The following is a 13988-nucleotide window of genomic DNA, read 5'->3' as shown; positions in this document are numbered from 1 at the left end:
CCGAAGTCCTCAATCGCCGGAGGGGCTGATTTTTCAGCCCTCCGGCGATTGAGAACATGCCCGCCGTCGGCGCCCGCCTAGCCCAACTGAGCCGGCAGCGGTGACGCATGCAGCACCGTCAGGCCCGATACCGCGCGCGTCAGGGCGACGTACAGCCGGCGCAACCCGGTCCGTTCGTCCGGTTCGCCGTCGACGACCGCCGCGGGCTCGTCCAGCACCACGTAGTCGTACTCCAGACCCTTGGCGAGCGATGCCGGGACCAGCGTCAGCCGGGAGTCGGCGGTCGTCTCCTCGCCGGGCGCGAGGTACGGCATCCCCGCCGCGGCCAGGGCCTCGGCGAGTGCCGGGATGCGGGCGTCGGCGGCGATCAGGCCGATGGAGCCTTCGTGGGCGAGGGATTCCGCGCAGGCCGCCACCGCCGCCGCGTCCAGCGCCGCCGAGGTGGCGGCGGCGTCGCCCGGCGTGGCGTCGCGGCCCACCGCCCGGATCTCCAGCGACCCCGGTGACTCACGTACCGACCGCACCTCCGCCAGGCCCGGCGACATGTGCGGCAGCAGCCGCGACGCGTAGGCGATCACCTCGCGCGGTACGCGGAAGCCCGCCGTCAGTTCCTCCAGCAGCGCGTCCGGCTTGCCCAGGTGCGTCAGCGCGTCCGCCCAGCTCGCCGTCGCCCACGGCGTCGTGCCCTGCGCCAGGTCGCCCAGCACCGTCGCCGAGCCTGTCGTGCAGCGGCGGCCCACCGCGCGGTACTGCATGGGGGACAGGTCCTGCGCCTCGTCGAGGACCACATGGCCGAGGGAGTGCGTACGGGAGACCAGGTCGTTCGCCTCGTCGATCAGCACCGCGTCCGCAGCTGACCACTTCGCGGCCTTGACGCTCCGCGCGGGCTTGGCCCACAGGATCGTCTTCTGCTCGTCCTCCGTGAGGATGCCGTTCGCGTGCGCGGCCAGGAACTCCGCGTCCGCGAGCAGCCGCAGCACCAGCTTTGCGGGCTCGATGGGCGGCCAGACCGCCTTGACCACCGCCTTGACGGCCGCATTCCGGGCCACCGCGTCCTGCACCCGGTCGTCCGGCGCCTCGCCCGCCTGCTCCATCCGTACGAGAACGGCATGCGCGATGCGCTGCGGAAGTGCCTCGCGGGCGGCGCCGTAACGGATGTCGCGGTTCAGCAACTCCTGGACCATCTCCTCCAGTTCGTACGCCGGTACGCGCCACCGCCGCGACCCGCGGACCACCACCAGCGGCTCGGTCGGCATCGTGACGTGCGAACGCAGCGCGCGGCGCAGCACCTCCGCCATGCGGGCGTCGCCCTTGACGACCGCGGCCGCCGCTTCGTCCTCGCCCCGCACCTCTACGTGCGCGACCAGGTCGTCGACGGTCGCCTGCTTGACCTCCAGCTCGCCGAGGGCGGGCAGGACCTGCTCGATGTAGTGCAGGAAGGACTTGTTCGGCCCGATGACGAGCGTGCCGGTGCGGGCGAGCCGCTCGCGGTGCGCGTAGAGGAGGTACGCGACGCGGTGCAGGCCGACGGCGGTCTTGCCGGTGCCGGGGCCGCCCTGCACACACACGGAACCGGCGAGCCCGGACCGTACGATCTCGTCCTGCTCGGGCTGGATCGTCGCGACGATGTCGCGCATCGGACCCACGCGCGGCCGCTCGATCTCGGCCTGGAGCAGCTTGCTGGTCTGCTCGGACTCCCGCGGATCGGTGAGGTACTCGTCCTCGTACGCCGTGAGCTCGCCGCCCGTGTACCCGAAGCGGCGGCGCAGCCCGACGTCCATGGGGTCCTTCTTGGACGCCCGGTAGAAGGGCTGCGAGACGGGCGCGCGCCAGTCGATGACCATGGGGTCGCCGTCGGCGTTGTGGACGTGCCGCCGGCCGATGTAGAACTGCTCCCCCTCCGCGCCCTCCGCCCGGTCCGCGCCGACGCGGTGCAGATAGTCGAGGCGGCCGAAGAAGAGCGGGGTGTGGGCGAGATCGGCCAGCGCCTTGATGCGGTCCTCGATCTGCGCGGTGAGGACGACGGCGTTCACCCAGTTCGCGGTGACGTCGCGGATGTCGAGGGACTGCACGTCCTCGCGCATGGCGCGGAGCGCGGCGCGCGAGGAGGTGAGGTGGGCGCGCTCACGGGCCAGTGGGTCGGTTGTGGGAGCGGATCTGGGGTCAGGGGCGTGCGCGGGCACGGTGTTGCCTCCGGCTGTACGCGGGGATCACGGGGGTGGCTGCCGGCCGGTTTCCGTCCGGGCGGCGGCGCTCCACAGGGGGAGGCGGGGAGACCGGGGATTGTAGCTGCGCGGCTGCGGCGCGGGCGAATGGTTTTTGTGGGGGAGTACGGGCGCCCGGTCCTCGTCGGGGACGGACTCAGGGTTGGTGTCACCCCCCAGACGTAGGCGGGTGGCGCGGGAATTCAGACCGTGGGCCGATGTGCAGGGAATGTCCGAAATCCATCATGGAGACATGAGTTCAGCGACCTTCACCCCAGGCCCGTCCGTCCACCGCACCCGGCCCCTCGGGGCGACCGCCCTCGGCGCCGGTCACCCCGTCCACGTCATCGGCTCCGCGCTACGCGCCGTCAGGGTTTTCACGGGCGCGGCGTTCAGCGTGGCCGTCCTCGGGGAGTACCGGGAGTACGGGGAGGAAGCGGGCGTAAAGCTCCGTTGACGTCCGTTTGAGGTCCCGTTCCGATGCGCGGCGCGTCGATCCACTAGGGTCGCGGCCGTGGAAAACCGGAGCGCGACCCCTCGTTCACTGATCGCCTCGGGCATCTTGCTCGCCGTATCGCTGGCCGCGCTGGCCTCGCTCTGCCTGGTCCAGCACATCCCCATGGCCGACACCCTCGTCTACCGGGCGGAAGGTGCGGCCGTCGCCAACGGCACCGATCTGTACGGCTTCACCGTCACCGAGTGGAAGCTGCCCGCCACCTATCCGCCGTTCGCCGCGATCCTCTTCGTGCCGACGATCTGGCTGCCCCTCGGCGCTCTCAAGGTCGCCTTCGCCGTGGGCAACGCGGCGCTCCTCGCACTGCTGGTGCACCTCTCCTGCCGGTTCGCCGGGATCCCGGCCGGGCCCGCGCGGCCCGCTCTCGTCCTCGCGGGCACCGCCGTCGGCCTCTGGCTCGAACCCGTCTTCCAGACGATCCTTTTCGGGCAGATCAACCTGGCCCTGGTCTGTCTCGTCCTGTGGGACCTGTCCCGCAGGGACGACGCCGTCGGCAAGGGCTTCGCCGTCGGTATCGCGGCCGGCATCAAGATCACACCGGCCATCTTCATCGTCTACCTGCTGATCACCGGTCGCGTACGGGCCGGCCTGACCGCACTCGCCTCCTTCGTCGGCACGGTGCTTCTCGGCGCGCTCGTACTCCCGCACGCCAGCGTCGACTTCTGGACCCGGCGGATCTTCGAGACCGGGCGGGTCGGCAAGGCGTGGATCGTCGACAACCAGTCGCTGCAGGGCCTGTTCGCCCGCGTACTGCACGATGCGGAGCCCGGGCTCCTGTGGATGGTGCCTGCGGCGCTGGTCGGCCTCGCCGGGCTCTGGGTGGCACGCCGCTCCGGCCCGGTGTGGGGCGTGCTGGTCACCGCGCTCACCGCGCTGCTGGTCTCGCCGATCAGCTGGTCCCACCACTGGGTGTGGTGCGTGCCGGTGGTGGCGGTGCTGGTCGCGGAGAAGCGGGTGCGGCTCGCGGCGGTGGTGGGGGTGGCCTTCGCGGCGCGCACGATGTGGGTGCTGCCGCACGACGGCGACCTGGATCTGCGGTTCGCGTGGTGGCAGCAGGTTCTGGCTTCGCCTTATCCGCTGCTGGGGGTGGGGCTGGTGGTGTGGGTGGCGATGCGGGGCCGTGCCGGAGCCGACGGGCCTCGGCCCGAGGTGCCGGGGCCGCGTGGTGAGTCCCGGGGGCGGGGCTGGAACGAGTACCTCGCCGGTGTCGCGGGGCGGGGGCGTCGCGATTGAGTGGCGTCCGCATCCGGGAACGGATGAGCATCCGTACTCACGACTTCGCAGCCACGACGCGCTTGAGTGGGCCTATGACGACGAACGACGCGAACACGACCGACGCCCCGGCCGCCGTACCCACGGCCGCCCCCTCCGTCCGGTCCGCGAAGGACGTCCGTGTGGCGGCGGGCATCGGACTTGTGCTGCTGGTGGCCGACCTGGTGCTGTGCATGATGCTCACGCTGGCCGATGCCATGCAGGGCAAGGGGATCGGCGGCCCGCTCATCGACGCCGGTTTCGCGGTGCTCTACCCGGCGGGGTTCGCAGGCCTGGCCGCCCTTTTCGCGCCGAAGAGCGGGCTCGTAAAGGCGCAGTACGCACTGCTGGTCCTGGCGCCTCTGCTCATCCTTCTCGACGGCAACTCCTAACCCGTACCTCCTGGGCGGAGTGCTTACGCCATCAGCTCGTCCGCGTCCACGATCCGGTACGCGTAACCCTGCTCCGCCAGGAACCGCTGGCGGTGCGCCGCGAAGTCCTGGTCGATCGTGTCGCGCGCGACCACCGAGTAGAAGTGCGCCTGGTGCCCGTCCGCCTTCGGGCGCAGCACGCGGCCGAGGCGCTGCGCCTCCTCCTGCCGGGAGCCGAACGTGCCCGACACCTGAATGGCGACCGTCGCCTCCGGCAGGTCGATCGAGAAGTTCGCGACCTTCGACACGACCAGCACACTGATCTCGCCCTGCCGGAACGCCTCGAAGAGCTTCTCGCGCTGCGCGTTGGACGTCTCGCCCTTGATGACCGGCGCGTCCAGGTGCTCGCCCAGCTCGTCCAGCTGGTCGATGTACTGGCCGATGACCAGGATCTGCTGGCCGGCGAACCTCCGTACCAGCGCCTCAGTCACCTTCCGCTTGGTCGCGGTCGTCGCGCAGTAGCGGTACTTCTCTTCCGTCTCGGCCGTCGCGTAGGCGAGACGCTCGCTGTCGGTCAGGTTGACCCGGACCTCGACACAGTCCGCCGGGGCGATGTAACCCTGTGCCTCGATCTCCTTCCAGGGCGCGTCGAAACGCTTCGGCCCGATCAGCGAGAAGACGTCCGACTCGCGGCCGTCCTCGCGCACGAGCGTCGCCGTGAGCCCGAGCCGGCGCCGCGCCTGGAGGTCCGCCGTGAACTTGAAGACGGGCGCGGGCAGCAGGTGCACCTCGTCGTACACGATCAGGCCCCAGTCACGGGAGTCGAAGAGCTCCAGGTGCGGGTAGATGCCCTTCCGCTTCGTCGTCAGGACCTGGTACGTCGCGATGGTGACGGGGCGGATTTCCTTCCGCGTACCGCTGTACTCACCGATCTCGTCCTCGGTCAACGAGGTCCGCTTCACCAGCTCGTGCTTCCACTGGCGCGCGGAAACCGTATTCGTGACGAGGATCAGGGTGGTCGCCTTGGCCTGGGCCATGGCGCCCGCGCCGACCAGGGTCTTGCCGGCGCCGCAGGGGAGGACCACGACGCCCGAGCCGCCGTGCCAGAAGCCCTCGACGGCCTGCTTCTGGTACGGGCGCAGCGCCCAGCCGTTCTCCGCGAGCTCGATCGCGTGCGCCTCGCCGTCGACGTAACCCGCGAGGTCCTCCGCGGGCCAGCCCAACTTGAGCAGCGTCTGCTTGATCTGGCCGCGCTCGGAGGGGTGGACGGCGACCGTGTCCGCGTCGATACGGGTCCCGACCAGCGGCTGGACCTTCTTCGAGCGGAGGATTTCTTCCAGTACGGGGCGGTCCGTGGACGTCAGGACGAGACCGTGCACGGGGTGCTTGGAGAGGGTGAGGCGGCCGTAGCGGGCCATCGTCTCGGCGACGTCGACGAGCAGCGCGTGCGGGACGGGGTAGCGGGAGAACTCGACGAGCGCGTCGACGACCTGCTCGGCGTCGTGACCGGCGGCCCGCGCGTTCCACAGGCCGAGCGGCGTCACCCGGTAGGTGTGGATGTGCTCGGGGGCGCGCTCCAGCTCGGCGAAGGGCGCGATGGCACGGCGGCAGGCGTCGGCCCTGTCGTGATCGACTTCCAGGAGCAGGGTCTTGTCGCTCTGGACGATGAGGGGTCCGTTCACGCGTGCTTCGGCCCTTTCTGCGGAATGTCGGCTCGTACGGCCAAACGTCCAGTGTGCCGTACTGAGCGCGATACAGGTCGTGGCCCGTGTGGATCCCGTGCGGATCCCCTGCGGATACGGTTCTCCCACAACGACCTGGGGGCCTCGTGACCATCCGCATCCGTACCGCAGCCTTGCCCTTCGCGCTGCTCACCCTGACCCTCGTCGGCTGCGGTCTCGGCGACGGCACCCGTACCTGCACGCTGATCGGCGGCGTGCCCGGGATCAGCGTGAGCTACGAACCCGGCGGCGCGAAGGATCCCGGGCCCGTCGTCCTGCGCCTGTGCGCCGACGGGCGGTGCGAGGAGCGGGCCCAGGATGCCGGGGAGGCCGTCGCCGGCATGCGGGTGCTGGTGCCCGACGACGTACGGGACAAGGAACTGGACGTGCGGTTCAAGGTCACCACGGTCGAGGGCGGCCGCGTGATCATGGACGACAGCGCGAAGGTCCGGATGACCGAGCACTGGCCCAACGGCAAGGCGTGCGACAAGGAGGGGACCTGGCAGGCGTCGCTGACGGCGGCGCCCGGCACCGGTCTCGTCCCCCGCTGAGGTCGGCTCGCTGAGGCCGCCCGCCGAGCAGGCCCTCTCAGGCCGTCCAGACGTACGGCTTCGGCGCGGCGTCCCACGCGGCGGACCACAGGCGGACGTCCTCCTCCACGGCGGGTACGGACCCCAGCCGCAGCGTCGGCCACGGCGAGTCCGCGGGCGTGAAGTGCGGGTGGAAGCGGGGGTGTGCCAGCAGCCAGTTCTTCACGGTCGGCGCCCGGTGGGTGGCGTAGTTGTCGCAGACGACGTGTACCTGGAGCTCCTCGGGGACGTCCGCGTCGACCCTGGACAGGAACCTGCGGAACTCGACCGCCCGGTGCCTGCGGTGCAGCGAGCCGAGGACCTCGCCCGTGGTCGCGTCCAGTGCGCTGAGGAGTGCGGCGGCCTCGGCCGGGGGAGCGGTGTGCGACGGCTTTTCGGCCGTGCACAGGGCCATGGCCCGCTCGGGCGGAGCCAGATACAGCCCCACCACGTCGTACACCTCGTCCGGGTCGAACGGTTCGGCGGACGGCCCCGGCGGTGCGGGACGGCGCGCCGTCTCGTCGGCCGGTACGTCGGGGACGAAGGGCACGTCGGGGCCGGTCAGCCCGTCCAGCCGGTCCTCCACGAACCGGCTGCGCCACTTCGCCGCGGTCTCGTAGGAGATCCCCAGTCGGTGCGCCACGACACGCGGTGACACGGGGTTTCCGTCGTCGCCGGGGCGGGTCGAGGCCAGCACGATCTGGGCGCGCAGGGCCATGTCCTTGGCTTCGTGGGACTGGGCGGTCCTGCGCCGCCGGACCCAGCTCTCCAGCGTCCTGCGCTCTTCGTCGGTCACGTCGAGCGGTTCGAGCTTTTGTTCCGGACGCTTCATTCCTCAACGGTACGGCGGTTCACCGCCGGAAGGTCTTATGTCCTACGGACTGTCGGCCAGCTCCGCGACGCCCGTGATGCGGTGCAGCGGGTACGTCCGTACCTCGTCGGCCGTGTGGTCGTACGCCGTCACGAAACCGCCCTCGACACGCACCGGCGCGATCACGCGCTGGCTGGCCGCGCCTTCCGCGTTGACGTACCCGATCCAGACGGCCGAGCCGGTGAGGGCCGCGGCCTGGACGGTGGCGAGGGTCTCGGCGGCGGTGGTGCGGGGCAGCTCCCCGGGGGACTTCGCGTGCCCCTCCGACCGCTCTGCCGGGGTGTCCTTGCGCACAGCCGTCGACGCCATGTCGCCGGCCCGGATCGCGCGCAGCGCCGCGCCCAGCAGCGTGTCGTCCGGCGTCGGCGGCCCCTCCGGGACAGGGGCGGGCGCGGTGCGGGGCGGCGTGCGGTAGGCATCGGTCCTGGTGATCAGCACGTCTCCGGCCGCGGACTCGGCGGCGGGCGCGAAGCCCATCGAGCGCAGGCCTTCGAGGAGCGTCGCCGGGTCGGTCTGCGCGGCCAGCACCGTGGGGGCGAGGCGTCGCAGGCCCAGCGGCTGCGACCGCTTGTCGGCGAGGATCTCGCCCAGCATCGCGTCGTCGTCGCAGCGCACATAGGCGGAAGCGGCGCCGACCCTGAGGTGCCCGTGCTTCCGGGCGACGTCGTCGATGAGGTAGCTCAGCGGCTGCGGTACGGGCGTACGGCTGTGTGCGGCGAGGAAGGTGTGGAGGTCGGAGGCGGCGTGTCCGGCGTCGAGTGCGCGGCGTACGGAGGCGGGCGTGAAGCGGTACACCGTCGCCCCGCCCTTCGACTCGACGTCGGCGAGGACGCCCAGCGTGTCGGCGAGCGGGCGCTGGAGCGGGCCGGGTGCGACGGCGGTGAGGTCGGCCTGGAGGAGTACGTGGTCGAGGGGCTCGGGGATGAGCGGTGCGAGCAGTACGGCGGCGCGCACGGCGGACGCGGCGGCCTCGGCGTCACTCGGCCGGGCCGCGCCGCCCGCCCGGCCCGTCTCTGCCCGGTCGGCAGCCGCCCGGCCCGCACCCGCCCGGCCCGTGCCCAGCAGTGCGCGGCCGTGGGCGGAGAGTGCGCCCCGGCCTGTGACGCCGAGGAGTTCGGCCTCGTTCAGGGTCCACAGGGCGATACGGGAGCGCAGGTCACCGCCGCCGTCGGGAGCGGAAGCGGCGGCGGCGCGCAGCGGGCGCTCCCAGCGCAGCCGGGCCAGCACATTCTCCGGGGTGGGCGCGGCGCCCTCGGGGAGTCCGGCGAGGAGGTCGAGGACGCGGCGGCGTACCTCGGGGGCCGCCGAGCGGTCGAGGTCGGGGCCGAGGGCCGAGAGGGCGCGGCCCTTGACGTCCTGGCCGCCGATCAGGCCCGCCGTCCGGGTGGCGTTGAGCCAGGCGGCGGCGAGGCGGGCCCAGCGGTCCTGCGGCGCGAGGTCGAGCCAGTCGTCGTACGCGGGCGTGGCGGCGTACCGCTCGGAGGGCTCGCCGTCCGGCGCCAACAGCCCCGCCGCGTAAGCCAGTTCGACCCAGAAGGCGGCCGTGGGCTCCGGCAGGTCGAGGGCGGTGGCCGTGCGCTTGAGGTCGCGGACGCTCAGGCCGCCGGAGCGCATGACGGCCGGGCCGCCCTCGTTCCAGTCCTTGAGCAGCTCCTCGATGGTGGACAGCGCCATGTACGCCTGGCCCGCGGCCGTACGGTCCACAACCTGGGGACTGTATTCAGCGGCGGGCGTGACGGCGGGCGGCACGGGCTCCGGCGTGCGGTGCGCGCGCCCGGCGCGCAGATGCAGGGCGGCCTCGCGCGGCAGCACGACCGTACGCAGGCTCGTGGGCAGCAGGAGGCCGCGGTCGCGCAGCCAGCGCACGGGCCGCGTGGGGTCGGCGGTCACCTCGCCGTACGGCGGCCCCCACACCAGCCGCTCCAGCACCATCAGGGCCTCGGGCGGGGCCGTGTCGAGCAGCGCCGACATGCGGGCGCGGTCGGTGAACAGCGAGGTCAGCGCGGCGCCGGCCGACACCGGGTCGTGCGTGGTGGGCAGCCCGGCCGCGGCCAGGATCTCCTGCCACCGCCCCGGCGACATCCCGGCGGTCGCCTCGGCGACGGTTGGGCCGAGGCCGGTGGGGGACGGGTGCCCGGGGGAGGGGGCGAGCAGCTCGCGAGCGGTACGCACCAGCCGCAGCCGGTCGTTGCCGCCCCACAGCAGCGCCTGCTCGCGCAGGGTGGCGACGGCCCCGGGCAGCGCGGCGTCGATCGCCGGGTCGCCGTCGTCGCCGGTCATCAGCGAGCGCAGCGCCTCGTAGGGAGCCGGGTCGGGCGCCACAGCGAGGGCCTCGGCAGTCTGGAGCGTGAACCGGTCGAGGTGCTCCAGGGCACGCACGACGGAGGCGCGGGTCGCCGCACGGGTGGCGAGCTGCGAGAGGTCGCTCGGGACGGGCGAGAGCAGGTCGGGGCGGGCGCGCAGCAACGCGGCCAGCGACGCGTCGTCGCGGGTGCGCAGGGCTTCCGCGAGCGTGCGTGGTGGCGTTGCGCCTGATCCTTCGGACACGTGCGCCTCCTGGTTGCGCTCGCCGGTCCCCATCCGCCCCACGGTAGCCGGTGTGGCGCTACCGTCGGTGCAGGCAGTCGCAGGGCGGCCGCAGGGCAGCCGGAGGGCGAGGGGACGGACCGTCGAGTGGGGATCGAGAGCGATCAGCTCGTCTACGACTATCTGAGCCGGGTCGGAGACCTGGCTCAGCAGCACCAGCTGCCCTCCGCGGCCCGGATGCGGCTGGTGTCCGCGCTGCGCGAGGAGATCGACCGTCAGCGCGCGAAGCCGGGCCCGGACAGTCCGGCGGCGGTACGCCGCATCCTGGGCAGGATCGGTTCTCCGGCCGAGCTGGTGCAGGCGGCGTCGGGCGGGTCGCTGCCGGGTTCTGCGGAGCGGGCGGGGCGGTCGCGGCCCGCGGGGCGGTCGGCCGTACTGCCGGGGCAGCGAGACAAGTCGACGGAGCCGAAGGGGCGTTCGCTGCGGATTCCGCGCCCGCGCACCCGCGACAAGGCGTTCGAGTCGCACGGCGAGCCTGTCGCCGAGTCGTCCCACGCCGCGTCCCCGCCGCACCTCGCGGGCACGGACGAACTCGGCCCGCAGGGCAGCGAACCCGACTGGTGGCGCGTGGAGCCGGGGCCTTTCGGCATGGGCGCGACAGTGCCCGGTTTCGTCGGCGGGGTCGAGATCCCGGAAATACTGAAGCCCCCGCCGTCCAGGGAGCCCGCCAAGGCGGAGGCGGAGAAAGCGGAGGCAGAGGCGGAGGCGGAAGCCGAGGCTGTCGAGAAGGCGCCCGACGACGCCCCGCGCCGTTGGCGTCCGAGGCTCCTGCGCCGTACGGCCACAGGAACCGAGCCGGAACCGGCGCCGGCTGCCGCATCACGCCCGCCCGCCCACCTCGTCCTGCTGCTCGCCGCTGCGCTGCTCGTCGGCGGCGCCGTGTTCCGCAACTGGCTCGCGCTGGGTGGCGGCTGGCTCCTCGCGTACGCCTCCCAGCGCATCAGCCGCGCCCAGGCGAAGTGGGCGGTGCTCGGCCTGCCGGGGCTGGTCGCGACGGGCGGCGTCGTCTGGCTGTGGGGCCGGACGGAAGGGCGCTGGGGAGAGCCGATAGCGCAGGGCGCGATGGGCGAGGCGATCTCGGGCATGTGGCCCGTGGTCGTACAGGCGGCGGCCGTCGCCTCCGCGCTGTACCTGGTGTGGCGGGCGCGGAGGCGCTGACACCGCCTGATTCCGTCAGCCGTCTGCTTCTTGCTGCTTCCTGCTACTTCTTGGTCAGGAAGCCCTGCATCTCGTCCAGGATCTCGCCTGCGGCGGTGTAGCCGATGCCCTGGATCCACAGCTCGTCGTCGACCGTGAAGAGAGCAGGAGAGCCGCGACGGCCGCAGTCGTCCAGCCGATGCGGCGGGTCACCAGGATGCGTCCGGGGTGGCTGGCGGCGGCTCGCATCTGGCCCAATCGGGAGGTTGGTAAGGCTTGGCTAAGTGTACGGGTGGGGTGTTGGGGCGGGCCGGGGCCGGGGGGCCCTCGTCGGCACACTGCGTATCGGCACAATGGCCGTCATGGCTACGCACCCGCTGACGGTCGGTTTCGACCTGGACATGACGCTCATCGACTCCAGGCCCGGCATCAGGGCCGCGTATCAGGCGCTTTCCGCCGAGACCGGGACATACATCGACGCCGACCTGGCGGTCACCCGGCTCGGCCCGCCCCTGGAGCTGGAGTTGGCGCACTGGTTCCCCGCCGCCCGTATCCAGGAGATGGGCGACCGCTACCGCGCGATCTACCCGGAGTACGCCATCACGCCGTCCCCCGCCATGACGGGCGCGCGTGAAGCCGTCGCGGCGGTACGGGCTGCCGGCGGCCGGGCCGTCGTCGTCACCGCGAAGCACGAGCCGAACGCCAAGCTCCACCTCGCGCACCTCGGCATCGAGCCGCACGCCGTCATCGGCTGGCTCTGGGCGGAGGCCAAGGCGGAGGCTCTGCGCGAGCACGGCGCGTCGGTGTACGTCGGCGACCACACCGGGGACGTACGCGGGGCGCGGGCGGCGGACGCGCTGTCCGTTGCCGTACCCACCGGTCCCTGCGGCGTGGACGAACTGCGCGAGGCCGGTGCGGACGTGGTCCTGGCCGACCTCACCACGTTCCCGGCCTGGCTGAACTCCTACTGCGCGGAACGCGCCTGACGCCGCTGCGCGGCGATCGACCGGAGCACCCCGGCGGCGGCGATCATGAAACCGGCGCCCATCAGCATGCACACGGCGTACGCCACCGAGGGGAACGGCTCGGTACCGAGGAACAGCGGGGCGACCGTGACCAGCGTGGCCAGTGCGCCGACGAAGAAGACGACGGCACCGACGCGAACCAGTCGGTCCCCGGCCTCGGCCTGGGTTGATTGGGTTTCAGTACTCACCCGCCCAGGGTAGTTCCCTGCCCGGAGGAACCACCCGGTGCCGTCTTGTCACCAGCCCCTGGACCATTAGCCTTGGTGGTGGCGGGTCCTACGACCCGCTGCAGTGCTATCCAGAGCCGTTTTCCACTTCAACAACGACGAGTACGAGGACGAGGACAGACGTGCCTACCGGCAAGGTCAAGTGGTTCAACAGCGAGAAGGGCTTCGGCTTTCTCTCCCGCGACGACGGCGGCGACGTCTTCGTTCACTCGTCGGTGCTCCCTGCCGGAGTCGACGCCCTGAAGCCCGGCCAGCGTGTCGAGTTCGGCGTCGTGGCAGGTCAACGCGGTGACCAGGCGCTGACGGTGACGATCCTCGACCCGACCCCGTCGGTAGCGGCCGCGCAGCGGCGCAAACCGGACGAACTGGCCTCGATCGTGCAGGACCTGACCACGTTGCTGGAGAGCATTACGCCGGTGCTGGAGCGCGGGCGTTACCCGGACAAGGCGGCGGGCAAGAAGATCGCGGGCCTGCTGCGTGCGGTGGCGGACCAGCTGGACGTCTAGGGCGTGTCCGGCGGATCATGCCTGGTCCGCGGGGCTTGGCACGCCCATCTGCGGCGTTGTCGTCACTCGCCGACGCGTAGGCGCGTCGCCTGCGGCGGGCCGTTTCTCCGCCCCGCCCCCGAAAGGGGCGGGGCGGAGAAAGTTACTCGAACGCCAGCGCGTCCCGGTCCAGGGGCGGAACCAGGCCCTCCGCCGCCGCCCGTGTGAGCAAACCCCGTACCGCCGCGTACCCGTCCTCACCCAAATCCGCCGTGAACTCGTTCACGTACAGCCCAATGTGCTGATCCGCCACCGCTGGATTCATTTCCTGCGCGTGCTCCAGCACGTACGGCCGCGACGCCTGCGGGTCGTCCCACGCCATCAGCACCGACGTCCGCGCCGCCGCCGCGATGTCGTGCAGGCGCTCCGTGCCCAGCGAGCGCTTGGCGATGATCGCGCCCAGCGGGATCGGCAGGCCGGTCGTCAGTTCCCAGTGCTCGCCCATGTCGGCGAGGCAGTGCAGTCCGTAATCCTGATAGGTGAAGCGCGCCTCGTGGATGACGAGCCCCGCGTCGACCTTGCCGTCGCGCACCGCCGGCATGATCTCGTGGAACGGCATGACGACGACCTCGCCGACCCCACCCGGCAGAACATCCGCCGCCCACAGCCGGAACAGCAGATACGCCGTCGAGCGCTCGCTCGGCACGGCGACGGTCTTCCCCGTCAGGTCGACACCGGCCTCCCGGGCCAGGCTGTGCTTGTTCACAAGCACCAGCGGCCCGCAGCCCCGCCCCAGTGCCCCGCCGCACGGCAGCAGTGCGTACTCCTCAAGGACCCACGGCAGCACGGCGTACGACACCTTGAGCACGTCGAATTCCCCGCGCTCCGCCATCCCGTTGGTGATGTCGATGTCCGCGAACGTCACATCGAGCTCGGGCGCCCCCGGCACCCGGCCGTGCGCCCACGCGTCGAAGACGAAGGTGTCGTTCGGGCAAGGCGAATAGGCGATCCGCAACCTGTCAGTCAT

Annotated in this window: 13 protein-coding genes; 7 read left to right on the top strand and 6 right to left on the bottom strand. The window is 72.0% G+C overall.

Translation table 11 applies throughout. The features are described 5' to 3' along the window. Positions 1 to 77: 77 nt before the first annotated feature. Positions 78 to 2183: a HelD family protein gene (locus PXH83_RS12655; protein ID WP_274559916.1), complete on the bottom strand. Its 2106-nt coding sequence runs from the start codon at positions 2181 to 2183 to the stop codon at positions 78 to 80. A gap of 274 nt (positions 2184 to 2457) precedes the next feature. Here PXH83_RS12655 and PXH83_RS12650 point away from each other — a divergent pair, with 274 nt between their 5' ends. The 3 genes from PXH83_RS12650 to PXH83_RS12640 all read left to right on the top strand — a co-directional run bounded on the left by PXH83_RS12650 (position 2458) and on the right by PXH83_RS12640 (position 4361). Next, positions 2458 to 2661, top strand: a complete 204-nt coding sequence (locus tag PXH83_RS12650) for a hypothetical protein (RefSeq protein ID WP_274559914.1) — start codon at positions 2458 to 2460, stop codon at positions 2659 to 2661. A gap of 105 nt (positions 2662 to 2766) precedes the next feature. Next, positions 2767 to 3951, top strand: coding sequence for a glycosyltransferase 87 family protein (locus tag PXH83_RS12645; RefSeq protein ID WP_420803220.1), 1185 nt, complete (start codon positions 2767 to 2769; stop codon positions 3949 to 3951). Between the two features lie 74 nt (positions 3952 to 4025). Continuing rightward, the gene (locus PXH83_RS12640) at positions 4026 to 4361 is read left to right on the top strand and encodes a hypothetical protein (protein WP_274559912.1); all 336 of its coding nucleotides are present in this window, start codon (positions 4026 to 4028) and stop codon (positions 4359 to 4361) included. 23 nt (positions 4362 to 4384) lie between these two features. On the opposite strand, the gene PXH83_RS12635 is transcribed toward PXH83_RS12640, so the two are convergent. After that, positions 4385 to 6022 (bottom strand): DNA repair helicase XPB, encoded by a 1638-nt coding sequence (locus PXH83_RS12635; protein ID WP_274559910.1) that lies wholly within the window; start codon positions 6020 to 6022, stop codon positions 4385 to 4387. Between the two features lie 146 nt (positions 6023 to 6168). Between PXH83_RS12635 and PXH83_RS12630 the strand changes: the two genes are divergently transcribed. Continuing rightward, positions 6169 to 6612 carry a hypothetical protein gene (locus PXH83_RS12630; RefSeq protein WP_274559908.1) on the top strand — a complete coding sequence of 148 codons (444 nt, stop codon included), beginning with the start codon at positions 6169 to 6171 and terminating at the stop codon, positions 6610 to 6612. Positions 6613 to 6649: 37 nt separating this feature from the next. Here PXH83_RS12630 and PXH83_RS12625 read toward each other — a convergent pair whose 3' ends face one another. Continuing rightward, complete coding sequence (locus PXH83_RS12625; protein WP_274559906.1) at positions 6650 to 7462, bottom strand: transposase; 813 nt, start codon at positions 7460 to 7462, stop codon at positions 6650 to 6652. Between the two features lie 42 nt (positions 7463 to 7504). Beyond that, positions 7505 to 10081, bottom strand: coding sequence for a helicase C-terminal domain-containing protein (locus tag PXH83_RS12620; protein WP_274559904.1), 2577 nt, complete (start codon positions 10079 to 10081; stop codon positions 7505 to 7507). Positions 10082 to 10174: 93 nt separating this feature from the next. Between PXH83_RS12620 and PXH83_RS12615 the strand changes: the two genes are divergently transcribed. Next, positions 10175 to 11245 (top strand): hypothetical protein, encoded by a 1071-nt coding sequence (locus PXH83_RS12615; protein WP_274559902.1) that lies wholly within the window; start codon positions 10175 to 10177, stop codon positions 11243 to 11245. 332 nt (positions 11246 to 11577) lie between these two features. After that, entirely contained in the window at positions 11578 to 12210 is a 633-nt protein-coding gene (locus tag PXH83_RS12610; protein WP_420803155.1) for an HAD family hydrolase, read from the top strand. Here the strand turns inward: PXH83_RS12610 and PXH83_RS12605 are convergent. After that, positions 12189 to 12437, bottom strand: a complete 249-nt coding sequence (locus tag PXH83_RS12605; RefSeq protein ID WP_274559898.1) for a hypothetical protein — start codon at positions 12435 to 12437, stop codon at positions 12189 to 12191. The genes PXH83_RS12610 and PXH83_RS12605 overlap by 22 nt on opposite strands. 161 nt (positions 12438 to 12598) lie before the next feature. On the opposite strand from PXH83_RS12605, the gene PXH83_RS12600 reads away from it, so the two are divergent. Beyond that, positions 12599 to 12982, top strand: coding sequence for a cold-shock protein (locus PXH83_RS12600; protein ID WP_214919354.1), 384 nt, complete (start codon positions 12599 to 12601; stop codon positions 12980 to 12982). 142 nt (positions 12983 to 13124) lie between these two features. Here the strand turns inward: PXH83_RS12600 and PXH83_RS12595 are convergent, their stop codons facing one another. Next, a complete protein-coding gene (locus tag PXH83_RS12595) occupies positions 13125 to 13988 on the bottom strand; it encodes a 1,4-dihydroxy-6-naphtoate synthase (protein ID WP_274559894.1) in 864 nt (287 codons plus the stop codon).

Source organism: Streptomyces spiramyceticus (assembly GCF_028807635.1).
Classification (GTDB): domain Bacteria; phylum Actinomycetota; class Actinomycetes; order Streptomycetales; family Streptomycetaceae; genus Streptomyces; species Streptomyces spiramyceticus.
This window is presented reverse-complemented; position numbering and strand designations above follow the sequence as displayed.

Coding starts and splice junctions, on each gene's coding strand:
- PXH83_RS12650 (WP_274559914.1), top strand. CDS start 2,458: ATGAGTTCAGCGACCTTCACCCCAGGCCCGTCCGTCCACCGCACCCGG.
- PXH83_RS12640 (WP_274559912.1), top strand. CDS start 4,026: ATGACGACGAACGACGCGAACACGACCGACGCCCCGGCCGCCGTACCC.
- PXH83_RS12625 (WP_274559906.1), bottom strand. CDS start 7,462: ATGAAGCGTCCGGAACAAAAGCTCGAACCGCTCGACGTGACCGACGAA.
- PXH83_RS12620 (WP_274559904.1), bottom strand. CDS start 10,081: ATGGGGACCGGCGAGCGCAACCAGGAGGCGCACGTGTCCGAAGGATCA.
- PXH83_RS12610 (WP_420803155.1), top strand. CDS start 11,578: ATGGCCGTCATGGCTACGCACCCGCTGACGGTCGGTTTCGACCTGGAC.
- PXH83_RS12595 (WP_274559894.1), bottom strand. CDS start 13,988: ATGACTGACAGGTTGCGGATCGCCTATTCGCCTTGCCCGAACGACACC.